This window comes from Marinobacter nanhaiticus D15-8W, from assembly GCF_036511935.1.
Classification (GTDB): domain Bacteria; phylum Pseudomonadota; class Gammaproteobacteria; order Pseudomonadales; family Oleiphilaceae; genus Marinobacter_A; species Marinobacter_A nanhaiticus.
This window is the reverse complement of record NZ_AP028878.1, coordinates 5121298-5147391: the sequence shown is the minus strand read 5'-3', so window position 1 is coordinate 5147391 and position 26094 is coordinate 5121298. Positions and strand designations below refer to the sequence as shown.

At 59.3% G+C, this 26094-nt stretch carries 20 protein-coding genes; 14 read left to right on the top strand and 6 right to left on the bottom strand.

What is annotated here, in order from left to right; all coding sequences use genetic code 11:
- The first annotated feature begins 11 nt into the window (after positions 1 to 11).
- From tssM to RE428_RS23125, 7 genes are all read left to right on the top strand, one after another.
- Positions 12 to 3605 carry a type VI secretion system membrane subunit TssM gene (tssM, locus tag RE428_RS23155; RefSeq protein ID WP_004579784.1) on the top strand — a complete coding sequence of 1198 codons (3594 nt, stop codon included), beginning with the start codon at positions 12 to 14 and terminating at the stop codon, positions 3603 to 3605.
- Positions 3606 to 3698: 93 nt separating this feature from the next.
- Positions 3699 to 4046, top strand: a complete 348-nt coding sequence (locus tag RE428_RS23150; RefSeq protein ID WP_115840223.1) for a type VI secretion system PAAR protein — start codon at positions 3699 to 3701, stop codon at positions 4044 to 4046.
- A gap of 82 nt (positions 4047 to 4128) precedes the next feature.
- Positions 4129 to 6204: a type VI secretion system Vgr family protein gene (locus RE428_RS23145; protein ID WP_338381156.1), complete on the top strand. Its 2076-nt coding sequence runs from the start codon at positions 4129 to 4131 to the stop codon at positions 6202 to 6204.
- Positions 6204 to 7064, top strand: a complete 861-nt coding sequence (locus tag RE428_RS23140; protein WP_004579788.1) for a DUF4123 domain-containing protein — start codon at positions 6204 to 6206, stop codon at positions 7062 to 7064. The genes RE428_RS23145 and RE428_RS23140 overlap by 1 nt, the downstream gene beginning before the upstream one ends.
- Entirely contained in the window at positions 7057 to 9924 is a 2868-nt protein-coding gene (locus tag RE428_RS23135) for a toxin VasX (protein ID WP_004579789.1), read from the top strand. Before RE428_RS23140 ends, RE428_RS23135 begins: the two co-directional genes overlap by 8 nt.
- Entirely contained in the window at positions 9899 to 10774 is an 876-nt protein-coding gene (locus RE428_RS23130) for a hypothetical protein (RefSeq protein WP_004579790.1), read from the top strand. The genes RE428_RS23135 and RE428_RS23130 overlap by 26 nt, the downstream gene beginning before the upstream one ends.
- A gap of 234 nt (positions 10775 to 11008) precedes the next feature.
- Entirely contained in the window at positions 11009 to 11875 is an 867-nt protein-coding gene (locus RE428_RS23125; RefSeq protein ID WP_004579791.1) for a DNA ligase, read from the top strand.
- 61 nt (positions 11876 to 11936) lie between these two features.
- Here the strand turns inward: RE428_RS23125 and nfi are convergent, their stop codons facing one another.
- Positions 11937 to 12629, bottom strand: a complete 693-nt coding sequence (gene nfi, locus RE428_RS23120) for a deoxyribonuclease V (RefSeq protein WP_406564731.1) — start codon at positions 12627 to 12629, stop codon at positions 11937 to 11939.
- Positions 12630 to 12844: 215 nt separating this feature from the next.
- Here nfi and RE428_RS23115 point away from each other — a divergent pair, with 215 nt between their 5' ends.
- The 3 genes from RE428_RS23115 (at position 12845) to RE428_RS23105 (ending at position 16393) form a co-directional block, all read left to right on the top strand.
- Positions 12845 to 13927, top strand: coding sequence for a right-handed parallel beta-helix repeat-containing protein (locus RE428_RS23115; protein WP_081614551.1), 1083 nt, complete (start codon positions 12845 to 12847; stop codon positions 13925 to 13927).
- A 110-nt stretch (positions 13928 to 14037) separates the two neighbouring features.
- A complete protein-coding gene (locus tag RE428_RS23110) occupies positions 14038 to 15357 on the top strand; it encodes an MFS transporter (RefSeq protein ID WP_004579794.1) in 1320 nt (439 codons plus the stop codon).
- 70 nt (positions 15358 to 15427) lie between these two features.
- Positions 15428 to 16393 carry a threonine ammonia-lyase gene (locus RE428_RS23105; protein WP_004579795.1) on the top strand — a complete coding sequence of 322 codons (966 nt, stop codon included), beginning with the start codon at positions 15428 to 15430 and terminating at the stop codon, positions 16391 to 16393.
- 13 nt (positions 16394 to 16406) lie between these two features.
- Here RE428_RS23105 and RE428_RS23100 read toward each other — a convergent pair whose 3' ends face one another.
- A complete protein-coding gene (locus RE428_RS23100) occupies positions 16407 to 17717 on the bottom strand; it encodes a DUF3422 family protein (RefSeq protein ID WP_004579796.1) in 1311 nt (436 codons plus the stop codon).
- A 93-nt stretch (positions 17718 to 17810) separates the two neighbouring features.
- A complete protein-coding gene (locus RE428_RS23095) occupies positions 17811 to 18461 on the bottom strand; it encodes a hypothetical protein (RefSeq protein ID WP_004579797.1) in 651 nt (216 codons plus the stop codon).
- A gap of 186 nt (positions 18462 to 18647) precedes the next feature.
- On the opposite strand from RE428_RS23095, the gene RE428_RS23090 reads away from it, so the two are divergent.
- A complete protein-coding gene (locus RE428_RS23090) occupies positions 18648 to 19370 on the top strand; it encodes a polyamine aminopropyltransferase (protein WP_004579798.1) in 723 nt (240 codons plus the stop codon).
- A 7-nt stretch (positions 19371 to 19377) separates the two neighbouring features.
- Here the strand turns inward: RE428_RS23090 and RE428_RS23085 are convergent, their stop codons facing one another.
- The 3 genes from RE428_RS23085 to pdsR all read right to left on the bottom strand — a co-directional run bounded on the left by RE428_RS23085 (position 19378) and on the right by pdsR (position 22701).
- Positions 19378 to 19815, bottom strand: coding sequence for a DUF4124 domain-containing protein (locus RE428_RS23085; RefSeq protein WP_004579799.1), 438 nt, complete (start codon positions 19813 to 19815; stop codon positions 19378 to 19380).
- Positions 19816 to 19898: 83 nt separating this feature from the next.
- Entirely contained in the window at positions 19899 to 21953 is a 2055-nt protein-coding gene (locus tag RE428_RS23080; protein WP_004579800.1) for an ATP-binding protein, read from the bottom strand.
- Between the two features lie 46 nt (positions 21954 to 21999).
- A complete protein-coding gene (gene pdsR / locus RE428_RS23075; RefSeq protein WP_004579801.1) occupies positions 22000 to 22701 on the bottom strand; it encodes a proteobacterial dedicated sortase system response regulator in 702 nt (233 codons plus the stop codon).
- Positions 22702 to 22906: 205 nt separating this feature from the next.
- Here pdsR and RE428_RS23070 point away from each other — a divergent pair, with 205 nt between their 5' ends.
- The 3 genes from RE428_RS23070 to RE428_RS23060 all read left to right on the top strand — a co-directional run bounded on the left by RE428_RS23070 (position 22907) and on the right by RE428_RS23060 (position 26018).
- Entirely contained in the window at positions 22907 to 25018 is a 2112-nt protein-coding gene (locus RE428_RS23070) for a marine proteobacterial sortase target protein (protein WP_154660732.1), read from the top strand.
- Positions 25015 to 25617, top strand: a complete 603-nt coding sequence (locus tag RE428_RS23065; protein WP_040882357.1) for a class GN sortase — start codon at positions 25015 to 25017, stop codon at positions 25615 to 25617. Before RE428_RS23070 ends, RE428_RS23065 begins: the two co-directional genes overlap by 4 nt.
- Positions 25618 to 25727: 110 nt before the next feature.
- Positions 25728 to 26018 carry a DUF6316 family protein gene (locus RE428_RS23060; RefSeq protein ID WP_004579804.1) on the top strand — a complete coding sequence of 97 codons (291 nt, stop codon included), beginning with the start codon at positions 25728 to 25730 and terminating at the stop codon, positions 26016 to 26018.
- The last annotated feature ends 76 nt before the right edge of the window (positions 26019 to 26094 follow it).

The window sequence follows — 26094 nt, the reverse complement described above, 5'->3', positions numbered from 1 at the left end:
GAAGTACAGGTATGGAAACCATCGCACGCAAGCTGCTCATGATCGGCAAGAAAGTCTGGCCGTTTATTCGTACCGGAGGGCCCATCGTCATTGCCCTCGGGTTTGGTCTATTGCTCGCCGCTACCTGGTGGCTGGGGCCGCAATGGGAATGGCGCGGCGAGCGTCCGTTGGCCAGTTGGCAAAGCCGCACACTGGTGACTCTTGGGCTGGTGCTGCTGATCGCGATGATCTGGGGTTGGATGTTGTCCCGTCGCCTCAAGAAAGTGGATAAGGCCCAGGCCGAAGCCAAGCGTGAGGAAGAAGACCCGATCCTGATCTATGAACGCCGCCAGACGCGCCTGCTCAACCGCAGCCTGGCTGCGTTGCGAGACAACATTCCCGGACGCAACCGCATCTACCGTCTGCCCTGGTATCTCGTCATGGGGCTAGAGGACGCGGGGAAAACCAGTTTGATCCAGCGCTCGGGCCAGACCTTTACCTTGTCCAACGTCACCCGTAACCGTCCGACCGAGCGCAACCCGCTGGGCTTCGAATGGTGGATTGGCGACGAGGCGGTGGTAATCGATCCGGACGGCGAATTGCTGAGCCAGGAAGCCGGTGCCGCCAACGGCGCCGCCCTGCAAGAGCGCCTGTGGAAGCACTTCGTCGGCTGGCTGGAGAAGAACCGCCCGCGGCGGCCGCTTAACGGCGTTATCCTGACCGTCGACCTGGCGCGTCTGAGTGCACTGGGCGAAGCCGAGCGCCGCGCCCAGGCCGTGCTGCTGCGCACCCGTCTGCGGGAGCTGATGGAACAGTTGGGTTCCCGCCTGCCGGTCTATGTCAGCTTTACCAAGCTGGACCTCCTGCACGGCTTCTCCGCCTTCTTCCGCAAACTCAACAAGGTCGAGCGCGAGCAGCCGCTGGGCTTTACCTTTGCCCTGGAATCCCTGCAGGATCCGGATCAGTGGCTGGAGCAGTTCGACACTGCCTATAGCGACCTGATCGAACAGGTAAACCGTCGCCTGCCACAGATCCTGTCCGAAACCCGGGACGCGGAAGAGCGGGCGGCGATCTATTCCTTCAGTCGCCAACTGGCAGGCCTGATGCCGGTCACCCAGCAGTTCCTGACCGAAATGCTGGCGGCGGATGCCTTCTCCACCCCCGCGCTGGTCCGCGGCGTTTACTTCACCTCCGTCTATCAGGAAGGTGTGCCGGAAGATGCCTTTGTCTCTGCCGCCGCCCGCCAGTATGGCCTTGCCGAGTCCATCCAGCCGGCGCAACGCGGCGGCCAGTCGGTGACCTATTTCAGCGAGCGCCTGTTCCCGGGCGTTATCTACCCCGAAGCGGGCCTGGCTGGCGACAACGTGCAGGTCACCCGTCGCCGTCATCGCACCGTTGCGGCAGCAGCGGTGGTTGCCATTGCAGCGGGCATCGGCATGACGGCAGGTTGGCAGCATTACTTTATCGAAAATGCGGAGGCGGCCCAGCAGGTTGAGAACCGCGTGCGCGGCTTCATCGACGACTGGCGTCCGATCGGCCATGAGCTGGACCCGTCGGGCCGTAGCCTGCTCGATCCGCTGGATCAGTTGCGTGATGCGACCCTGGCTTTTGGCGATTACCGAGAGACCTTTCCGCTGGTGGAGGACATGGGCCTCTACCAGGGTGACAAGGTTGGCCCTGAAATCGAGAAATCCTATCTCAATATGCTGGCTTACCAGTTCCTGCCGGCGCTCATGGTTGGCGTCATGGATGAGATGAACCAGTTGCCCGAAGAGAGCAGTGAGCGCATGGCGCACTTGCGTGTGTTGCGGATGCTCTACGATGCCAGCGGCCGGCGCCCTGATATCGTTGACGACTATATGGCCCACTACTGGCAGGACCAATACCCGGGGCAGCGCACCATACAGGAGCGTTTGCTCAAGCACCTGGACTACGCCATGGCCTATACCGACCTGGCAGACTGGCAGCAGCAGGGCGACCGGGCGGCCGACATGGCGCTGGCGCCTTTCCAGAGCAGTGTCCAGTGGGCCCAGCGCGAGCTTGGCCGTATGCCCACGCCTGACCGGGTGTATCGGGAGCTTAAGACCCACGCTAACCGCGACCTGACATCGCCGCTGCAACTGGACAGCACAGCAGGGCCGTCGTTTGACCTGGTCTTCACCCGCATCGATGCGGACGGACGCCCGGTTGAGGACCTCCCGACTGCCGGCGAGGATCCGCTGCGCATACCCCGGATGCTGACCGATAACGGCATGAAGAGCTATTTCGTGCGTGAGTCCGAGTCCGTCACCGATCTTGCGCTGGTGGATGCCTGGGTACTGGGCCGGCGCGATAACGTGGATTTCAGCCGCGCAGACGAAGAAGAACTGCAGGCGCAACTGCGCGACCAGTACGCAGACGACTATGCCCATACCTGGCGCCAGGCGTTGGCGCATCTGGATATCCACAGCTTCCGTGATTTCAATCACGGTGTACGCGTGCTGGAAAATCTTACCGGCGGCCACGAACCGCTCGTGCAGCTGCTGACCACGGTACGTGAGAATACACAGATCTACCCGCCGCAAGCCGAGCAGGACGAGGCCGCGCGTGAAGTTCTGGAGCGCTCGCCGTCCTTCCGCATGGCGCAGGACATCGAGCAACAGTTTGCCGGCCTCAACGCGTTGTTCCGTAAGGAAGGCGACGCGCCCTCCCAGGTGGATGAAATCCAGAACGTGATTCGTTCGCTGCACGATTACATGCGCGGCATCCAGGAATCTCCGGACTCTGGCAAAGCAGCGCTGGCTGCGGCCCGCGCTCGCCTGACCCTCGAGGGTGCGGACCCGATCTTTACCCTGCAGCGTATGGCCCGCAACCAGCCGGCGCCGTTGAACCGGATGCTGGAGAAACTGGCGAATGAAAGCTGGCGTGTGGTGCTAGACCAGGCCGTCGCCCAGCTCGAGCGCAAGTGGTATGACGAAGTCTACCAGCCGTTCCAGCAGAGCCTGGCGCGTAACTATCCCTTCAATACCGGGGCCGGCCGTGATGCGGCGCTGCAGGATTTCGAACGCTTCTTCGCACCTCAGGGCACGCTGGACAGTTTCTATCAGGAGAACCTCAAGCTGTTCCTCGAGGACCATCCCGAGCATGTCCTGGTCAGCAAGCGGGCAACGCTGGTACGTCGGGATGTCATGGCCGCCCTGGAGAAAGCCGATCAGATTCGCCAGGCCTTCTTCACCCGCAGTGGTGCGCTTGATGTGGAGTTTGCGCTGGAGCCGCTGAGCCTGTCGTCCAACAAGCGTCGCAGCGTGGTTAACGTGGACGGGCAGTTGGTGGAATTCAGCCACGGCCCGCGTCAGAGCATCCCGCTGATCTGGCCGAATACATTGCGCGACAGTGTCGAAAGCCAGGTCACGCTGGTACCGGCTGAGGTAAACCGCTCGCCGCGTAGTGAAACGGCTCGCGGACCCTGGGCCTTCTTCCGCCTGTTGGATCGCGCGGACATCACCGGGGTGAGCGGTAGCGCCATCGATGTGAAATTCAACCTGGATGGCGGCAGCGCCCGTTACCGGCTCCACGCGGCAGGCAACGTCAATCCGTTCACCCAGAAATTGCTGGCGGGTTACCAGGTTCCACGAAGCCTATACTGATCGTTGCAGAAAACCGTGGTAGGATCGCGCGGTGATCAGTATTTGGTCGTATGGTGTGCCCGGCTTGGCCGGGCCACACTGACCGCTTCATGGATGAAATCAGGCGCACGATGCGGGCAATGCCCCATCAACGCCAGACAGGGAGTAAGCGTCATGGGTAAGAAAGTGGTTTTGCTGGGCGACTTGGGAACCGACCACGAAGGTTTTCCGCCCACCCCCGTCATCGCTGCCAGCAGCACCGTCCTGATGGACGGCAAACCCGTAGCCCGCCAGGGCGATCCGCTGGCCATGCACTCCAAACCGAAACACTCGCCCCATCCGCGCGCCATTGCTGCCGGTAATCCCACCGTCCTCGTTGAAGGCAAGCCGATTGCCCTGACCGGTGATGCAGTGACCTGCGGTGGTGTCGTTATTGGTAGCGGTTCCGGCGTCGGCGGGTAAGCGCGTTTAAGAGCCAGCACTGATTTGCCCGGGCCAGGATGGTGCCGGGCGTGTAACAACAAGATTTCAAGGAAGAACCCCCATGTCCCAGCCCACCGGCCTGCAGTTTACGGCCCGCCTTGGCAGCTTGCCCGACGACACCTTCGCGGTGGTGGATTTCGAGCTGACCGAAGGCCTGTCCCGGCCCTTTGACCTGACACTCAATCTCGCCAGCACCTTTGCCGACCTGGCGGTGGCCGATGTGCTGGACCAGGGGGCGGAACTGGTGATCTGGCAGGATGGCCAGGCGATCCGCACCGTGCAGGGGGTGGTCAGCGCCTTCAGCCGGGGCGATACCGGGCACCGGCGCACCCGCTACTGGGTGCAAGTCAAACCCGCCCTGTGGCGGTTGGGCCTCATGCACAACAGCCGCATCTTCCAGCAGCAGACCCCGGAAACCCTCCTCGGCACCCTGCTGGACGAGCGGGGCCTGGTGGACAAGACCTTCGACCTCAAGCGCACACCGGCCGAACGGGAATACTGTGTCCAGCACCGGGAGACGGACCTGGCCTTCCTGCAGCGCCTGGCCGCCGAAGAGGGCTGGCACTACCGCTTCGATGCGGCCACCGCCGGTCAGCCGATCGTGATCGCCGATCACCACCGGGATGCCCCGGAACTGCCGCAGGCGAGCTACAACGCCACCGCCGGGGGCAGCCACAAGAGCCCCTGCGTGTTCAAGCTCCAGTACACCGAAACCGTCTCGGTGGCCGGGGTGGCGCTGAAGGACTATACCTTCAGGAACCCCGCCTATGCCCTGATGCACCAGGCCCAGGCCGCCGATATTGAAGAAAACCAACGCACCGACTACGAACACTACGACTACCCCGGCCGGTTCAAGGCCGATGCCGCCGGTCAGCCGTATACCGAGGCACGGCTGGACAGCCTCAGACGGGACGCCAGTGTCGGTCACGGGGCAAGCAACCGGGCGGACTTCACCGCCGGGTCCAGGTTCATCCTCGAGGGTCACACCAGCGACAGTCTCAACCGCGACTGGCTGCTGACGGAACTGACCCACACCGGCAAACAGCCCCAGGCGCTGGAAGAGGAAGGCGGCAGTGGGGCCACCACCTACAGCAACACCTTCCAGGCCATTCCCGGGGACAAGACCTGGCGCCCGAAACCGCCTAAGCGCTTGACCATGGACGGGCCGCAGATGGCGATCGTCACCGGTCCCGAGGGTGAAGAGATCCACTGCGATGCCCATGGACGCGTCAAGGTCCGTTTTCCCTGGGACCGCTACAGCCAGAACGACGAACACAGCAGTGCCTGGTTGCGGGTCTCCCAGGGCTGGGCCGGGGGCAGTTATGGCTTCATGGCCATTCCAAGAATTGGCCACGAAGTCATCGTCTCCTTCCTCGATGGCGATCCGGACCAGCCGATCATCACCGGGCGGACCTACCATGCCACCAATACCCCGCCCTATGCGCTGCCAGAGCACAAGACCAGAACCACCCTGAAGACCCAGACCCACAAGGGTGAAGGCTCCAACGAACTGCGCTTCGAGGACGAAGCGGAACAGGAACAGATCTACGTCCATGCCCAGAAGGACCTGGACCTGCTGACTGAAAACGACCGCACCGAGGTGGTCCGAAACAACAGCCACCTGACCGTCGACAATGACCGCTACAGCCACATCAAGGTCAATGATCACAGTACCGTCGAGGGGGAAAAGCGGGAGAAGGTTGGCCAGGATCACAGCTTCGACGTGACCGGCACGCTCCATATCAAAGCCGGCTCCGCCTGGCTGAGTGAATCCGGCCAGGAACTGCATATCAAGGCGGGTCAGAAAGCCGTTATCGAAGCCGGTACCGAAATCACGCTCAAAGCGGGTGGCAGCTTCGTCAAGATTGATCCCAGCGGCGTGGCACTGAGTGGCGCGGCGATTAATCTCAACGCCGGTGGTTCGGCGGGGAGTGGAACGGGGCAGGGGGTTAAGGGGCCGGCGGTGCCCAGGTTGGTTGAGAAGGCCGGAGTTGCTAGCGCTACGCCTGAAAAGCTACCTGAGGCCCCCCAAAGACCGATGGCTAAGCCAGACCAGATACGTGCTATTAAGAACGCAGCAAATCAGGGCAAAGGAATTTGTCAGGTCTGCTCACCGGAAAAACAAGGGACGGTCTGATGGGTAGTCTGGTTAATCTTCCCGGTAGCGGTAAGACATTCCTTCTTATTGATGGTGCGAAAGTAAATAACCTGCCCCAGGTTATTTACCATGAAATAGAAACACCTCATTGCGATGCCCTCTACAGGGAAACCGAACTTGCCGATCTGTTAGAAATCTCACCTTGGTTAGTTGAAACGGAAATGGAGAGTTCTCTGGCGCTCAAATGCTTCGAAGAGTGGATGCACAGGGGAGCCACTATCGTCATACGCGCTGACCGCGATTTTGAAGAAGTCATCAACCATTTGCGTGGATTGCTGACGGCCAAGTTGGGGTCCGGTGATGAGGTTGTTTTCCGCTTCTACGATCCTGAAATCGCTCGGCACCTATTGAGGCTGGATCCACGCGACGCAAAGCTGTTGATGGGCCCTTGTAGCCTATTTGCCATTCAAGATCGCCGCACAGGCGAGTGGGAACACTTCCACAACGACCAATCCATGAGCAAATTGGAGTCAGAGGTATTCACGATTCGTGAAGAACACCAAGTTGCCATGGAAAGAGCGGCGGGAAAAACAGCCCTCAGGAAGCTTGAGCTTCACGTTGCAAACTACTTTCCCCATTTACTTCAAAAAACTGGCATAGAAGAGCAGCAGTGGGAAGTAGTCTCGGCCCTAGTGAAGGCAGCGAAAGCCCGAGGGCTGTACAGTGCTCGCGATATCGCTCTTTATATCAATACCGTTGGCTGGCTTGGGCATCATGCATTCGAAGACATAGACGTGCAGAGCCTGTGGAATGAGAGCCCAGCGACACCAGGGAAGGCTATAGCGCGAATTGCGGAATTCGCCGAGAGGAAGTCAACGGAGGGACTTGCCCATGGGTAGTGCTAACAGTTCAGCGTTTTTACAGGGTGCTGATGACATCGACTCAGCAGCTCAAATGTGTCCGCTCTTGCTCAAAACGGTGGCGTTGTATCCGGTACGCTGGGCCGTCAGTCAGGAAGAAGTAGCGCTGCCCCCTCAGTTTCAACCGCCCAATATTGTGCTTGAAGCCACACATTACTGTGTAAGAAAACTAACGCCCGGTTGGGTGTATATGTTCTCCGAAGTTTTCGGAACTCTGCATGAGTACCGTGTCAACGAACAAGGTGAATTAACGGAAGTACAGCCCGGGTTCAACTCGGTTCTTCTTCCCGCCGTGGACGCACAAAGCGCTTTGCCCGCCATACACCACCCGGCGGAAGGAAAAGTGTTTCTTAAGTTCGTGCAACACCGATGGACTGCCCGCTTGCAGGAACTCGTACGAATGGACGTCGAAGTTCGCGAAGAGCACATGCAGTCGTTCGACTTGAACGGCCTCCCGGAAAGACGCCAAGGCGTCAATATCAGTGAAACCGAAGCGATCGGCGGCGTAGTTGAAGATTTTCGGACAGAAGCATTAGATTTCGAATGGAGTCTGACGACGTTAATACATGGAACCAGTGAATCGGATTTGCAGGGGCAGTGCAAAAAAGAAACTGAATTTTCTTACTTCGTTGCTCTCGATGACGAAATCGGTATCACATCAGATTTAAGTCAATTGCATTCTCTTTATGTCAACCTGATTACGAACTACGCCGCGGAGAACGCATACGCTTATACCACTTCCCAGATGGTAGACGGACTCATTGCCCGTGAGGCTGGCAAAAAGGAATCGCCTGCGGAGCAACAGGAAGTTGCCGAGGAACTTAAAGAACGCATTCGTTCAGCAGATAAAGATGCATTTGTTGAAAGCTATCACAAACAGATCGAAGAGTATGACCAGGCTCGCTCGTTGATATTCGATGATTGGAAGCGATGGATTGACTCTGACCAATTGGCCCGGAAGCTGGAGTTCAACGACTGTTACTGCGCGGAGGGGTTTGAGGCGGTTGAGCAGGAACTGGCCGACATATTGGATGGCTATGTCAGTGCGGATAAGGGTAAGGTTGACGCCGAAAACTGGTTAGCAGTTGACGATGGTGATTCGGGTACGGTTGGGAACATGTTAAAAACCGTACTGTTCCTCGCATCGGCCACCAACGGCATGACCGAAAAATTGAAAGCCCTGCCCGGCTTTGACTATGGCAGCCTGAAGATCGTGGATAGTATCTTCGATATGCCCGCCTATGTGCAGGTCAGCACCGCCACCGATACCCTAATGCTGGAATTCGCCGCTCCCGCCGCAAAGATGGGGACCTGGGCGAAAGATCCTCAAACCTGGCCGCAATGGAAAAAGTGGACCAAGGCCGTCCAGAAACGTTACAGCATTGATGTCCACCGACACGGAATAACACTGAATACCGCGGCGGATTTGCTCCAGGCCGTCCACCGGCAATCATTGGAGGGGGCGGGCCACAACCTGTCCGAACTCGCAATGACTCCTCTTGCCGCCGGACTGGCAGATGCTCGGATCAGGAGCTACCTGAACAGGGCACTGATTGAGGTATTTCATCTTACTCCGGACTTCAAGGACAACCCCTTTGGCTGGCTTCATACCCGGTTGGACCCAGTGGTTGAACGCATCAAGGAGAATAGGGGCAAGTTCATTGGGGCCGTGACCTTCTTTCACGCAATTAACTTGGCAAGCTTATTCTCTGGTTTGGATAAGACCCACCAGGACGTGATGATGGGTGATAGGACGACTATTGACCGTTGGGGAGGTGTTTTGTCGGGCCTGTGGAGCGTCGGCGAAGGTGTGGTTAATCTCAGTGGATTGTTGATCAAAGAGGAATATGCGAGAGCCTTGGGTGCAAATCTCTCGGCAGGTGGGGTCAAGGTCTCGGCAGTTTTTAATGGAATCAGGTTTGTTAGCAGAGTTGCAGATATTACAGCGAGCTTTGCGAGAGTCACCGTAAAGACCCTTCCCTACGTCGGTGTCTTGCTGTCAATAGGTCTGGAAGGCTGGACTGGCTACAAGGCTTTGAGAACTGGCCATTTCGCAATGGTGGCCCTGTCCGGGGTCCAGATCGGGCTGAGCATTGGCATCACTTATCTAGCCTCTTTGGCGCTGGCCGGCGCCGTTGCAGGGGCGGGCGTAGCCGTGGTGCTCGTAGTGGGCGCGGTTTTGGTCGCAATCTCGTTTGTCATCAGTATGGTGCAGCTATACATAGCCCGGTCTAGGATCGAGGATTTCCTTTCCCTGTCTTTCTGGGGTAACGCACCTACTATGCGTTACTGGGATGAGCAGTCCAGGCCATTGAACAAAGAGCTGCTGGACCAGAGCCGAACCGTTGTCTCACAGGATGAGGGTACAGATGTCAGGCGTTATTTCGAAGCGGAATTGGATGGATTCTACTACATGCTGTTCTCCCCCCGTGTAAAGGTAACTGAGTACATGCCCAAACATTGGGCTATTACCCAGCAGGGTGAGCAGCGAGTTCTGTCAGAATTCACGAGCCTCGTAGTGTATTTCCCTGGTTACATTGAAGGTACCTGCGTTGTCTCAATCAAGCTTTTCGAGGCTAATAGGAACTGGTTCACTGAGGATGAGTCAGCGGAGATCACCGATCTGTTTAATAGAACAAAAAAGGTAGAGGCCAGTGCCCATGGGGCAATTTACCGATTTACACACTATAACCACGGCAACTGGGAACAGCTTGAAATGCTGATCGAGTACGAGAAGGATGGCCGGAAAGTCACGGGTGAAAACGGGCTCCGAGTGATCTTGGATGGCAATGATGTAGAGGAACTGGGTGTCGATGAAAGACTCGCCTTTGAAGTGTAATTTTCCGGAAACGGATCTGGAACATCAGTTGGAAAAGAAGCTGTACCGAACCCACGGTGCGCGGCTTGCCAGCCCTCCGGCCCGGAAAGTGACGGGAGTGTCCGATTCGTCGAAAAAGATGGAGCACAGTTTTGCCTACATTGGTGAACGTTTCGTAGACGTTCGCACTGCCTTTATGTCTCTTCGCTCAGGTCTGCCGGCCATCATAAATCTGTTCATGATCATTGTTTTAGTATTGGGCTGGATTATTAGCCTGTTTTATTCAAAAGCACTGTTGGCGATGCTGATTGCTTTTGGGCCAGTCTGGTTAGCCGTCTATCTGTTCGAAATTTTTTTTCCCCTTACGCTGCCGGTCCGGATCGACCGAAAGGAAGGATTTGTTTACGTAGGGCACCGAGGGACGTTCTATCGGATTCCTTGGGATGAATTGGAAGTGACTTTTTCATACAACTGGCAATACCTGGGTTCCGGAGTTGTATGGGAACGACAGTATTATGCTCACCTTTTTATGCGAGAAAAGTATTACTTTTGCGGAAAACGTCCAAAGATGCCCCTGCAACGTAAAAAAATATCTTCCGGTTTTAAAGAATCGGGTATGTATCAGAAATGGAATTTTATAGTTAGATATTATAACGAAGGAATTATTAGAGAGGATTTCAATCACCTTGCATGGGTTAATTACGATTCCTATAAAGAGGATTTGAAGAAAAAATCACTGGGGGTCTCAGTTGTTGAGTGTTTAGGAGTGGTTTTATTTGTTCCTAGTATTATCTGGTGGAATTTTATGCCCTTTAAGTATAGATGGCCGAAGGAAATTGAAGCCATTTTTGGAAAGGCTAATTATTATTGATCCCGGGCCGAGTCCAGATATCAATTGGTGGATTCGGAAAGGAAAGACCATAAAAATTTATGAATTCCCTTGGAGTAGGCTCGAAGGCTAGATGGAAGGAAGCGTACCGCACCTTGCGCCAAGCGTTCATGCTCTAAATGCATCGACCGACGCGATTCGCCTTGCTCACCACATCCTACGGATGGGATGTCTAGCCTCGGTTTAATTCTAAATAGATACCACAAGGACTGTGAAATGCTCTCCCTGTTGTTCAGATGTTGGCGGCCTGTGCTTTGCGGCCTCGCTTTATTACTCTCTACCTCCCAGCTCCATGCCGAAAAACCCCAACTCACCCTGGCCCAAACCTACGAACAAGGCCCCGACCTCACCCACTACTGGGTCAGTGAAAAACTGGACGGCGTGCGTGCATATTGGAACGGCGAGCACCTGATCTCTCGTCAGGGCAACCGATTCCACGCGCCGACCTGGTTTACCGAAGACTTTCCTGAAGAACCGCTGGATGGGGAGTTGTGGATGGGCCGTGGCCGCTTTTCTGAAGTCTCGGGCGTGGTTCGCAAGCTGGAGCCGGTGGATGCGGAGTGGCGGCAGGTGCAGTACCGGATCTTTGATCTGCCAGCGAGTGAGGCACCTTTTTCGGAGCGTGTAGCGCACATGCAACGGTTGCTGGAGCCTTCGCCGTCGACCTACCTGAGTATGATTGAACAGCGTCGGGCGACCAGTCATGAAGCGCTCATGGCACGGCTGAACCAGGTGGTGGACGCCGGTGGTGAAGGACTGATGCTGCATCGGGGCGATGGTCTTTATCACGCCGGGCGGTCGGATGACCTGTTGAAGGTCAAGCGATACCAGGATGCTGAAGCGGTCGTCGTGGGTTATACCGCGGGGCAGGGTAAATATGAGGGCATGATGGGCGCACTGGTCGTGGAGTTGGACGATGGCAGGCAACTCAAGTTGGGAACCGGGTTTAGCGATGATGAGCGGGCGGCTCCGCCGGTCGTTGGTTCGACGGTAACTTATAAGTATTTTGGGCTGACATCGACCGGCTTGCCGCGGTTTGCGAGTTTTATGCGGGTGCGGGATGAGGAACCGGCTTCGGAGTAGGGGCAAACCGGTTTGATTCGGTTCGCGTTGCTCACCGGCATCCTGCCCTCGCGCGTGCGAGCTAAAGATCTTCGAGAGCCTTGAGCCACCGTTGCCCACGGCCGGAAGCGACGCCGTCGGCCCAGCGGGTGGTTTCAGGCAACCGATACTTCGTGACGCAGGCCATCACGTACTTTATCGATGTGGCCAGGCTGATCCTGTGTCCCGGAGAAATAAAGAGCGGTTTGACGCCTTCCCGTGTGCGAAGGACCGCGCCGATTTCTTCCTCTCTATCCATCAGCGGCGTCCATTCCCCCTTACCTTCCGGAACCTCGCCATGTCGGCCCGTGAGTCGGCTTTTGCCCACACCGATACTGGGCATTCCGGTAAGCAAACCGATATGGGTGGCGATACCCAAGCGCCTGGGGTGCGCGATGCCCATACCATCGCAAAGCAGTAGATCGGGCTGTATCTTGAGCTGATCCAGAGCTTTGAGGATTACCGGGCACTCCCGGAAGGACAGCAGGCCGGGCACGTAAGGAAAGGGTGTGGGCAGGCGCGCGATCGCATGATCCAGCGGTACCAGTTCGGGATAGGACAGCACAACGATCGCCGCGCGGGCCGTCTCCTTGTTTTCGAACCCCACATCGACTCCGGCGACGGTCTTTACGACCGGCAGGTCGTCGGTGGTAGAGACCTGGCTCGCCAGGGCCTGCTGCATGGCAATGGCTTCTCGGGGCGTCAGGTCAGCCCATTCCCGGGTCAAATCCGGCAGCATAGGTGCGTCCTTTCCTCTGAGATTTCGACTTAGGGTAGGCATCCCCGATCAAAACGCCAATGACCTGTGATGATATCAGCCTTCCGCCGTACCAACTTCTTGATAACGTAAAGCTAATGGTTCGTTAATGGCAGGCCGCTGTTTATTCGTACAAAGTATTGAGCTGCCGGAATGGGGATTGGAACAAGGTCTGAGCGAGGGAGCATTGGTACATGACTGGAACACAAAGGGTACGCCGATGGTGTTTGGAGGCTGCGTCTGTTGTCGCTTTGCTCGCCGTGGTTTCGCTGGCGTCCGCCAATGATGGAACGGCGTGTAACCGTCAGGTGAAGCCGGGCGAAAATATCGCATCGATACTCAATGGACTGCCTCAGGATGATTCCCACCAGACCGTCTGTTTCGACGCCGGGGAGTTCCGGTTGGACGGTATGCTCCATCTCGAACGCAGTAACGTCACCCTGCGTGGTGCTGGTCCAGCCGCCACGACCTTGAGGCTGCAGGAAGGCGTGTCGAGCCCGGTACTGGTCCTTGGCGACATCCACCATCAGGAACCGGATATGACGATCCGCAACGTGACGGTCGAGGACCTGGCTATCCGCGGTCGCGCCAACGCGGGCGAGGAATTCAGTGAGGAGCGTCCCTACCTGAGCAATAGTGCGCTTATTGTTCGTCGCGGCGAGAACATCGACATTACCGATCTTGATATTCGGGACTGCCGTAGTGCGTGCGTTCTGACCGAGTATCACAGTAGCGATGTGAGCATTGCCGATAACGTGATTGCCGGTGCCAAGTGGGATGGCATCTCTCTGAACCGTGCGGGCACGACGCGTATCGTTGGCAACATTATCCGCGATAACGTAGCAGCCGGAATTACCGTGGAGTATCTCGAGAACAGCGAAATCGCCAACAATGTGATCACGGATAACGGCTCCCATGGCCTCTACCTGGCAGATGCCGAACATAATCGCTTTGCTGACAACCGGATAAGCGGTAATGCCGAGGCCGGCGTCTATTTGACGTGTTCCATTCGCAGTCGTGATCCTGTGCTCTGCTGGGACAATAGCTTCAGCCGAGATAATGAGTTCATCAATAACAGGTTCGAGAAGAACCGGTTTGGCTACCAGGTTGCGGTCGATAAGGCTGCAAACTGCCTGAACGACGAAAACCCACCGAATATTTCCCGGAACGATTCGTTCCTGGCCAGCCCAAACCATGAGCCTGAATGGGAAACGTACGGCCGTTGCATCGCGTACGACGGCAGCCGCACGTTGCAACAGGTATCCTCGGGCGACTAAGCCAGTGTCCTGGACTGTCATCATGTTATCACTGGCTGCCGACCAGTATCGGCGCTAGTCTCCCTAACAGACTGTCCTAAATGAAGATTTTCACGACCTGAGGAAACAAGATGCCGGCTGACCGTTCGACCGCGACCACGCATCCGCAGGGCCAGCGCCGCGCCCTCTGGTCGTGGGCTTTGTATGACTGGGCGAACAGCGCCTTCTTCACCATCATCCTGACCTTCGTCTTCGCGCGCTATTTCAGCCAGTCTGTGGTCCAGGACGACGTCGCGGGTACGGAGGCTTGGGGCAATATCGTCGGTATCTCCGGTATTTTCATCGCGATACTGGCCCCTATCCTTGGTGCGATTGCCGACCAGGCGGGCCGGCTCAAGCCCTGGCTGATCAGTTTTACCCTGCTGTGTGTGGTTGCTTCGGGGATGCTCTGGTTCGTCACGCCAGAGCAGGAGCAGTTCTGGCCGGCCGCTTTCTGGGTCGGCGTGGGCATTCTCGGTGCGGAATTCGCCTTTATCTTTTACAACGCGATGTTGCCGGATCTGGCGCCGGTCCAACAACTTGGCCGCTGGTCCGGCTGGGGCTGGGGGCTGGGTTACGTTGGTGGGGTGCTCAGCCTCGTGGTGGCGTTGTTCGCATTTATTGAATCGGAGGGGGCCTGGCTGGGCCTGGACACCCAAACTGCAGAGCATGTGCGGGCCACTTTCGTGTTGGTGGCTATCTGGTATCTGTTGTTTGCCCTGCCGGTTTTCTTCTTCGCGCCGGATCGTGCCCGGGGCAATCTGCGGCCGGTACAGGCGATACGGGCAGGGCTGGCCCAGATCCGCGAATCCATTGCCAATGTGCGCCAGTACCGCCACATCCTGCGTTTCCTCATTGCCCGCATGCTCTATATCGACGGCTTGGCAACGATCTTCACCTTCGGCGGCGTCTATGCCGCAGGAACCTTCGGTATGGACCAGACCCAGGTCCTCCAGTTTGCTATCGCACTGAATATTACGGCGGGTCTGGGCGCCCTGGGTTTCGCCTGGGTCGACGACGCCCTGGGCGGCCGAAACACGATCATGGTGTCGCTGGTCGGGCTGGCTATCAGCGCGCTGGCTATCCTGGTGGTGGATAGTGTCGCCGCATTCTGGACCTGGGGCATGATCCTCGGCATCTTCGTGGGGCCGCTGCAGTCGGCCAGCCGCTCCTACCTGGCCCGGGTGGCTCCGGTGCATTTACAGACGCAGATGTTCGGTCTGTTCGCTTTCTCCGGTAAGGCCACCGCCTTTGCCGGTCCCTTACTGGTGGGTGCGGTCACCGGCCTGACCGGCAGTCAGCGCTGGGGTATGGCGACTATTCTCGTGTTCCTGGTGATCGGCTTCCTCATCATGCTCAGTGTCCCCGCTTCCACTGAAAAAGAATCGATGTCGACGGCGAAAGCGGTTTGAAACGGGCCGGTTTTGGTTTCATCCTGAGTGATAAGGACGGTTGTAAAACACGCTAAGGGCAGGATGCACCATGACTGAATCAACGCTACCGGATTTGCAGACCATCCAGGATGCCGAGGCACGCATCCGCCGACATCTGCCGGAAACACCGGCATTGACCGTGACCGACCTGGATACGTTGATAGAAGGCCGTCTCTGGCTGAAGCTGGAAAGTCTCCAGCGTACTGGTAGTTTCAAGGTGCGGGGCGCACTCAACTGGGTTCTCAGTGCTGATGAGGACGAGCTCCGCAATGGCCTGGTGACCGTATCCGCCGGCAATCATGCCCTGGCCCTCGCCTGGGCGGCGGCCCAACGCAAGACGCACCTGACCGTGGTGATGCCGGAAGGGTCCAGCCCGCTCAAGATCCAGCGCACCGAGGCCCTCGGCGCCGAGGTGATCGTCAGGGGCAAGATCCAGGAGGCTGTCGCCCATTGCCACAAGCTGCGTGACGAGCAGGGCCTGACATTGGTTCACCCTTACAACGATCCGCGGGTCATGGCCGGCCAGGGTACGGTTGGTCTGGAGCTGCTGCGCCAGTGCCCCGATATGAAACGCGTGATCTGTCCAATTGGCGGCGGTGGCTTGATCTCCGGTCTGGGCCTGGCGCTCAAGGCCGAGCGGCCCGACGTGGAGCTGATCGGGGCCGAGCCCGAGGGTGCAGCGACGATGCGCAATGCCTGGGATCAGAACGATGCCGATGCCGCCTTGGAGAAAGTCGACACCTGGGCTGCCAGTCTGGCCCCAGCGGTGGTGGGCAATCACACCTTTGCGGCCACGCGCCAGGTGGTGGACCACATTGTGACGGTGTCCGAAGCCGGCATCCGGCAAGCTACGCGGCACCTGCTCTCCGATGCCCACCTGTTTGTCGAACCCGGCGCCAGTGTCGGCCTGGCGGCCCTTCTGGAAAACAAGGCCGCTTTCACGCCTGAACAAACGGTTCTGGTCATCACCGGAGCCAACCTGGACCTCGATCAGGTCATGAGGTGCACAGCGTAAGGTTGGCGGTCGCCTATTTTTCCTTCCGCGCCATGCGGATAAAGCGCCGATGGATACGCCTTATACTGAGCCACACGGCCAGGAGGACGACGGGAATAGCGAGGCCCAGCGCCAGTGATTTATCGAAATGCAGCCCGCTATCGTAGGCAGAATCCAATCCGATTTTGAGCAATGCGATCAGGTAGTAGCTGATCGCAACTACCGACAACCCCTCCACTGTATGCTGCATCATCAACTGGATTTTGGAGCGCCGATCCATGGAACTCAGCAGTTCCTGGTTTTGGCTCTGGATGGCCAGTTCCACCCGGGTACGCATCATGTCGGACGCCCGATCCACTCGCCGTGACAGGTCCTCAAGACGATCGCCAACGGATTCGCAGGTCTTCACCGCGGGCGTCAGCCGGCGGGTCATGAACTCGGTGATTGTCAGGTGACCGCTCAACTCATCCTCGCGCAACTCCTCCAGGCGGGTCAGCACCAGTTGGTGATAGGCCCGGGTGGCGGAAAAGCGGAAGGTGGAATGGGCGCGGAAAGCCTCGATGCGGGCGGCGATGTCGGTGAGCCGGGCCAATATCCGGGGCTCGTCGATGTCGTGGTTGTCTGCCAGGGCCTGGGTAATGTCGGCCAGTTGCTGGTCCATGTCGGCGAGCTGGGGCGAAATTTCCCGGGCCAGGGGCAGGGCCAGCAACGACATCAGACGATAGGTCTCGATTTCCACGAGCCGCTGGGTCAAGCGGCCGAGCTGACTGTCCGACATTTGCCGGTTGAAGACCATGAAACGGCCGAAGCCGTCGCTGTGCAGACGAAAGCTACCCCATACCCGAGCGGCACCTTCCTGCGGACTGCTGCCCACCAAGCGTAGGCCTTCGAACCAGGGGCGTACCTGCTGCAGGTCCTCGTCGGGGCCATGTTCGACCTGTTTAAGATCCAGGTGGAAGGCGGCGACCACTTGCCCGGCGAGGTCTTCCAGCCACCCCTCCGGTAAGTGGCTGATGCCGGTTGCCTCAAATGGATCGGCTTCGGCGTCCCGCCGGTTGATAAACGTGTATGACGCAAACTCCATGTGCATTTCCCGGCGAATGCGGAGGGTACCGAAGTCCTTTTCGTAGCAACTGACCTCTCGCACTGGCGGCTCGAAGCCGAGCAGGCGATGCAGCTTTTGCAGGTGCCGGAACTGGGTGCGCCGCTGTTCGGGGGAGGTAAGCAGCGCGATATGAGTTACCCGTGCCGGGCAGGACAGCACCTGGAACGGACGTGAATGCAGTTCATGGTAGAGCTCGCCCCGCAGGGGATGGACGTCGAGTTTCTGCAACGACGGGTTCAAACGGTGGTCCTCGGTTGGCCTACTTCCATCCGCTCACGATAAGCGACGGCGGAACCCGGAGGAAGAAGACGAACGGGTTACGACCAAGGGACACTAAATATATTCCCACAGCCATTTAGAAACCTGTTCCTTATCCTTCTTCGATGTCAGGCGTTCGGTGTCCAGGGACATGGGCTGGATTTTCAATTCGTCGCGGTCCTCGTTGGTCCAGTCCAGGCTGAAGCTGCGCGCAGCACCAAATGGGTGGTCTTCTGGCCCGTAGATTGAAATCACCGTCAGTCGCAGGGTGAGGAACTCAACATCCCGATCCTGGGGCAAACCACTGCCAACGGACAGGTTGCCGGCGGCGGCGGCCCGATTGATCAACTGGCGGAAATTCTTGACCTCGATGCAACTCCCCCCGTGAAGGGGCCCCTGGCGGGTGCGGTCACCCAGACTTGAACGATTCTCTTCCTTGTCGAGCCCTTCGTCCGAATCGGTAGCGGGCGCATAGAAGACACCTTCGGACGTTTCCAGTTCGACCACCAGGCACTGGAGGAAGATGGGCTCCTTGCTCATGTTGCAGATCAGGCAGGGCGAGTCGAGATCGTCGCCACCTACGCCCTTGTTGATCAGAACGCGCGGTCGGGTATCCCGCTTGTAGTTAGAGTAGAGCAGTTGCGCGTAAAACAGCCAGATGAACAGCGTGCCCAGGCTGGTAAACACCTGGAGCGTACTGCTGTGTTGGCTTATCCATTCGAACATGGCGGATCTCCTTGTCCTTTTGGTTGTCCTTGGATCGCTCGCCGGTCAGGCGGATCGACCTGAAAAGTTAAGCAGCCTATGTGGATGTCCTATTGTCGGACGAAAACATAGGTTTAGCACCGTATCGGGGATTTCCTCTACCCGTGAATGATAGGCTATGCAATCCACACGCAGCAGGACGGGACCATGGGCCTCCTTTTCGAACAGATCGACAGCCAGCCTTCCGACATCGGCGAGATTACCTTGAGACGCCGGCGCATCCCGGCTCTGGGCGATCAGGATATCTACGAGGTCAAGCTGGGGGAGGAGTTCCTGATGTCCAGCCTGTTCGTCGAGGCCGAAGTGGCGCTGGCGGACCTGGCGTTGGACGAACTGTCTGGTGAGGCGCTGGATGTCGTTGTCGGTGGCCTCGGCCTTGGCTACACGGCCGAGGCGGCATTGAAAGACCCACGGGTGAACGAGCTGCTGGTCGTGGAAGCGCTGGATGCGGTTATTGGTTGGCACCGCCAGGAAAAGGTGCCGCTGGGGCAGGTGTTCAACCGGGACGAACGATGCCGTTTCATCCACGCCAGCTTCTTTGACCGGGCGGTCGACGCGGAGGGATTCGATCCGAATCGGCCCGGACAGCGCTTCCACGCGATCCTGTTGGATATCGACCACTCGCCCAGCGACCTGTTGAATGCCGCCAACGCCGATTTCTACCAGATGGACAGCCTGGTTCGGATGGCGCGTCAACTGCACGCGGGCGGGGTCTTCGCGGTCTGGTCCAACGAGCCGCCGGCAGAGGACTTCATGGCGACCTTGAGAGAAGTATTCGTCGATGTCGAGGCGCGGATCGTACGCTTCTTCAACCCATTCCAGAATGGCGAGTCGTCGAACACCGTTTACCTGGCACGAAAGTCAACATAGCGGTCTCTTAACGCCACTTGTCCAGGCAACCGCCGACGATCTTGTAGCGTCCCGTCTCTTCACCTTTATGCTCGTAGACCCACCACTGGCCATCCCGGACATCCGGTTCGCCGAGGATGTAGCGCACCTGCTTTGCGCTCATGCCCGCCTGGACCTGACGCCGTGCCCGGAAGGTGCGCAGCTGGGTCGACTGGATATAGCCCTGGTCGCAGCCCTTCGGTTCCCGGCGGCGTTCCCGTGATGCAGGCTGCCAGGTCTCGACGTCGGTCCCGGTATCCAGGCGGCCGCCAGTGACGACCGGATCGACCGTAACGATGCGGGCATTGTCGGCGCAGGCACGATCCGAGAACACCATCTGGCCGTTCGCCTGGCGACACTGGAAGATATCTGCTGATACAGCGGTACTGAAGCTCATTGCGACAATGAGCGTCATCTGAAGGCGCATCCTGCGTTCTCCTGCCCAATCCGTGGGCTTTTTGATGTGAAACGAGAAGATACCAGAAAGGGCCTGTGGATGCCCGCGACAGGCTACTTTTTATGGGTGGGGCTCTGGCGTGGCAGCATGACGTCGAACATCACGCCGGCCGGATTCAGGACATTGCGGGCATGAACCTGGCCGCGGTGATAGGCAGTAATCAGGCGCACGATCTGCAGGCCCTGGCCCAGATGACCTTCCTGTGGCCTTTCGCGCAGGGACACGAACGAATTGAAGATCTCGCTGGCCAGGTGTTCGGGCAGGGGCGGGCCGGCGTTGTAGACCTGGAGTCGCCAGTAGACGCCCTGATCCTCAAGCCGCACCTCGATCGCCTCACCCTTCGGTGTAAAGTCCCTGGCGTTATCGACGAGCTTATCCAGCAACTGGACGATCAACTCCGGCGACCCCGACATCATGCATCCGGCGCTGGGACCGACGTAGTGGATCTCGTGCTCCGGATCGAGGCTCTGATAGGCGGCCGTAGCCTGACCGGCAACATCTGCCAGATCGAAGATTTCTGGCTCCACCTGATCGAAACTCTTCTCCAGCCGCGCCGCTTCGCTCATACCCTGCAGGATCTGGCTCAGGCGATCCGTCGCCTGGAATGCGCGGGTGATGTAGGGCGATTCCGCCACGTCGGGCGTATCGTGCTTGAGATTTTCCAGGGACGAGCGCACGACGGCGACAGGCGTCTTCAATTCGTGGGACAGGCGGCGGGCGAAACTCTCCAGGTAGTCGGTATAGCCCTGCAGGTTGTCCACCAGATGACTGAACTGGCGCGAGAGTTCCCCCAGTTCGTCCTGGGCCGTGCTAGCCGGCATGCGCTGCACCAGCCGACCATCGCCGTCGAAGCTGGCGGCCACATTTCGCTGTAACCGGGCAATGCGCCATGACAGCCAACTGGCGTAGCCGAGCAGGATCAGCACCAGCAGGCCGACGAAGAATGCACTGCGAACGATCACCCGCCCCAGGGTATCCCCCGAGAGGGCCAGGATATCGTTCAGCGACTGTTCCATTACCAGCGTGACCGGGACCGTCCCGCGGCTTTTTACCGTCGTGCGCACGACCAGTGCCGATTCGTCATCGCCATGGCGGACCAGGCCTGTCTTGGGAATGGTATTCAGCGCATAGCGTGAAGCATCTTCCGGTAACGGCGTGGGGTCGGGCTGGAAGCGTCGCAGCACCGCCCGCAATCCGTTCAATGCAATTTGCTCGACGATCTGCCAGGGTCCGAGCTGATCGAAGTCGGTCTCGCTGGCCGCGATGGGCGTGGCGCCGTCTGCCAGGACCCAGCCGTTATCGTGTAGCACCAATGCCCGCTGTCCGGCTGCCAGTAGCGGCTGGAGCTCGGCCTCCAGCGCACTGATCGGGTGAATGAGATGGGGGAGGTGTTTGCTGCCGTCGTAGCCCATGCCACCCAAGACGCTGTAACCGCCCGACTTACCGGTGTCTGGATGCCAAACCTCGAAACCGACGGGCGCATTGAGCGCTGGTCGCGGCATGCGAAGTTCCACCTGGTAGCCCTGCCCCGTCGCCTGCCACACGCCGTTGACGCGGAAATCGCTGCTACCGCTTGTGCCCTTGGCTTGGGCTACTACCGGTCCCGGGGCCGGTGTGCGAATTTCTCGGGTATGGCGCTGGCCATCCAGGGTCAGGTAGAGACGCAGGTGAGCATGGGGCTCTTCTGGCCGGCCGGGATCGAAATAGCGTCCGGGCGGCTGGCGAACGCGAATCAGCAGGTAGAGGTTCTGGCGGTCGACGGCCGCCTGCCACTGCACCGGTTCGGTTGCGGTTACGGGGCTGGTATAGGCCGAATCGGTTTCTTCGCTCCACGTGGGCCAGTCGTCGCCGTAGCCGTCCAGGTAGAGCGGTCGGCTCAGGGCGTCGGCATAGAGGATACGCGTTGGTAATGGCTGGAGGGGCAGTTGGGCCTCGGGCTGGCGCCGGATGATTCCGGCCAGGCGTTCTGTCTGGCGCTCCAGCTGGCTGGCGGCCTGCTGCCGTAGCGCCTGATCCAGCTCCAGCACGAACTGGAGGCCCGCCCAGGGAATCAACAGCATCAACAGGCAGGCGATCAGCAATTGGCGCTTGAGGGTCAGGCGCGGCATGGAACTCCCGTTGATCCCATGCTCATGGTCGTAGAGAGCTCATCACTTACACCTCATGGGCATTCCAGCGGTAGCCGAAACCATAGGCGGTCTGCACGCCGTCGAAATCCGGATCGAGCTGCTGGAACTTGCGGCGGATGCGCTTGATATGGGAGGTGACGGTGTTGTCGTCGAGGACGGTATTGGCGGCATCCATCAGCTGGGTACGGTTGCGAACGTGGCCCGGGTGGAGCACCAGCGAGTGCAGCATCCAGAACTCGGTTACGGTGAGCTCCACCGCACGCTCGTTCCACTCGGCGGTCATGCGGTCCACATTCAGGCTCAAACGGCCCCGTCGGAGGACTTCGTCGCCTTGCTGACTACTCTGCGCCCAGGCATCGGTGCGTCGCAGTAACGCAGCGATGCGGGCGAAAAGATGATCCAGGCTCATGTCCTTGGTGACGTAGTCGTCGGCACCCAGCCGCAGACCGGTGACCGAATCGGCGTCACTGTCCCGGGCGGTGAGGAAGATGATGGGGAGCAGGGAAGAGCGCTGGCGCAAGGCCTGACACAGGTCGAAACCGCCCTCGATCTCATCGCCCAGCCCGACGTCGATAATCGCCAGGTCCGGTAAAGGACCTTTGAGGCCCTCCAGCGCGCTGGGGCGGTCGGCGTAGACAGACACCTGATAACCACGCCGCTCGAGGGCGTCGCGGTAATTCTCGCGTATGGCCGGTTCATCTTCGACGAGTACGATGTGGCGTTTCATTTTTACTATTCTTCCTGTGCCCTGACTAACGGCTTTGCGGTATTTAACCACGCCCGCCACTTGCCGCAAGTGCGCCGGGGCCTATTGCCACAATTCATCACGATTCGGCCCCGAATTGGCCAGCTTCGCACACGGCTTTGCCTTCCGTCACCGGTTCAATGGCTCGAACAACGCTATAGCCAGCCAAGGCGACGGAGGACGTGCTGTGCGGACATTGATTGCGACACGCTACCGTGAACACTCGATTAAAGCGAATTCGACAAGGCATTCAGCCTGGGTACGCTGGATGGAGGGCGTCAGCCTCTGGCTGGCGGTGGGGCTTTTCTTCGTGCTCCAGTCGGCTGCGGCCCGTGCCAGCGAGGAGCCGGGCACCGGTGAGCTTCGTCTGGTCGCGCCCGGTGGCCAGATCGAGTCGGCCCTGACCCTCAACACCGACTACCGTGTGCGGGTCAGCGGTATGCTGGCCGATACGCGTCTGCAGCAGACTTTCCGCAATGCCAGCGACGACTGGCGCGAAGGCACCTACGTATTCCCGTTGCCGGAGCGGGCCAGCGTCTACGCCCTGCAGCTGCGGATCGGCGAACGCGTCGTCGTCGGCGAGATCAGGACCCGCGAGCAGGCGAAGCAGACTTACGAGAAAGCGCGCAACGACGGCAAGCAGGCCGCCCATGTCGAGCAACAGCGGCCCAACCTGTTCACCACCCGCGTGGCCAATATCCCGCCCGGCGAGACCGTCACTGTGGAGCTCCGCTACCAGCAGGCCGTCACCTATCGCGATGGCGAATTCGAAATGCGGTTGCCGACCACCCTGACTCCTCGCTACATGCCCGGTCTGCCCGTCGACGACCGCGAACAGCCGCTGGCCTGGCGCCAGGGTTGGGCCGTACCGATGACCCAAGTGCCAGATGCCGATGAGATCAGCCCGTACACAGTCAATCCCAACGATGTGCCGGCCGGCAGCCATCAGGCGCGGGTGCAACTGACACTCAACGCGGGCCTGCCCATCGATCAGGTGGTCAGCCCCACGCACGCGGTGGCGCCAGTCTGGCAGGGGGGGCAGGTCCAGGTCACGCCGAAGGGCGGTAGTATCACCATGGACCGTGACTTGGTGGTGCGCTGGCTGCCCAAGCGCGAGGTGGCACCCTCGGCCGCAGTTTTCCACGAACAGTGGGAAGGCGAGGACTTCCTGCTGGCCATGCTGGTGCCCGGTATCGACAGTGGGCAGGCGTTGTCGCGGGAACTGATCCTGGTCGTGGATACCTCCGGCTCCATGGCCGGTGAATCCATCCGGCAGGCCCGTGAAGCCCTGCTGGCGGGTCTCGATACCCTCAAGGCGGGCGACCAGTTCAATATCATCCAGTTCAATAGTGTGACCTCGACCCTGTTCGATACCGCTCGCCCGGTCACGCCGGAGTACCTGCGGGCGGCCCGTCAGTATGCTGCCAACCTTCGCGCTGACGGTGGTACGGAAATGGCCCCGGCGCTGGACCGGGCGTTGCGGGTACGGCACGGCGACGAAGTCTCGCCCCAGGTGCGTCAGGTTCTGTTCATGACCGACGGTGCGGTGGGCAATGAGCGGGCGCTGTTCAGCCAGATCCGCGATCAGCTGGGGCAGTCCCGCCTGTTTACCGTGGGCATCGGTTCGGCGCCCAATATGCATTTCATGCGCGAAGCCGCCCGGTTCGGTCGGGGCACCTTCACGGCGGTGGGGAGCAGTGCGGAAGTGGCCAGTCAGTTGGGCGCCTTGCTAGATCGGATGGCGGCGCCAGTCCTGGCGGATGTAGAAGCCTCATGGTCGGGAGGGCCTGAAGCCTACCCGGAAAAGCCCGGAGACCTGTTCCAGGGCGAGCCGCTATTGCTCATCGGCCGTGGCCAGGACCCGCAAGGCGAACTAACGATACAGGGGCATCTGCCTGATGGCTCGCTCTGGCAACGCACACTGTCGCTGGACTCAGCGGCGCCCGGCCAGGGCCTGCATCGTTACTGGGCGCGCCAGAAGATCGACCAGATCACCGATCAGCGCATTCACGGCGTCGGCGAAGAACAGGTCAGAGCTGAAGTGACTCCCTTGGCTTTGAAGCATGGCCTGGTGACGCCCTACACCAGCTTCGTCGCCGTCGATCAGACCCCGGTACGCACCAATGAAGAGACGATGAAACCGGAATCCGTCCCTACGTTGCTACCGGCGGGCAGCACACCGGACATGCTGCGTTACCCCCAAACGGCGACGCCTTCCATGCTGTTGATTATCGTTGGGCTGTCGGGGCTATTACCGGCCATTGGTGTGTTCCTTGCACGCCGGAGGATCTTCGAATGATGCGGCTGCTGATGACGTTCACCCTGGCTTCAGCCATCACGCTCCTGGTCGGCCTGTGGATTCCCCTGAAGGCGAAACTGGCCCAGGAGTTACTCAACCTGGCCTGGGCCCAGAGTCAGGCCGAACACACCCAGACCCGCCCCTGGCCCTGGGCGGACACCTGGCCGGTTGGGCGCCTGCGTTTGCCAGGGGGCGATAAGCCGATGGTGATCCTTTCCGGCACCCATGGCGAAAGCCTGGCCTTCGGGCCGGGACACATGAGCGCATCGGCGCTGCCAGGGGAGGCGGGCACGGTGATCCTCGCTGGTCATCGCGACACCCACTTCAGCGTGCTGCAGGAGATCCGCACGGGCGACCGCCTCGAAGTCCAGGGCCTCGATGGCGACTGGCGTCCCTATGAGGTCATTCGCGAACGGGTCGTCGATGCTCGGCAGGAGCGGCTCGATTTCCGGGGGGACGGTGGCAGCCGATTGATACTGATTACCTGCTACCCGTTCAATGCCCTCGACCCCAATGGCCCCCTGCGTTATGTGGTTGAAGCGGAGAGCTTTGTTGCCGCGGAGCGGGTTGGCCCGTCCGGACAATTCGCTTCGCTTTAGGGTGTGTAAAGAATGATCTATTGCCGCTCCAGGGGGTATCGTTTGCATTGTTTGACAAATGCTCAATTCGAGCGCAAATTGGCGCAACAAAATGAATGGGAGTAGGTGTCATGTTCTTGCAAAAACGGCAGGGGGAAAGCCGACCGCTACCGCCCCGCTCGAGTCGCTATTTTGCAGTGGGACGGCGTTGGTATTTCACCACCCGCGAGAAAACCACATTGGGGCCGTTTTCGTCTTTCGAGCAGGCTGACCAATCCGCCAGGGCCTATATCCTGGATGCAGATGCTCACAAGCATGGGGCGGCCGTCAGCTATACCTACGGCGTGGTGCTGCACGACTATGAGACCTGCACGGCGGAACATTGCCAACAGTGCCAGGAGATGGCACGCGCCCTGTCCTGAGGCGGTATCTGCAGCGCTTGCTCCCCGGCGGTTCCAAATCCTGGCCCGGATCTATATCCTGTACGGCCCCTGGCGT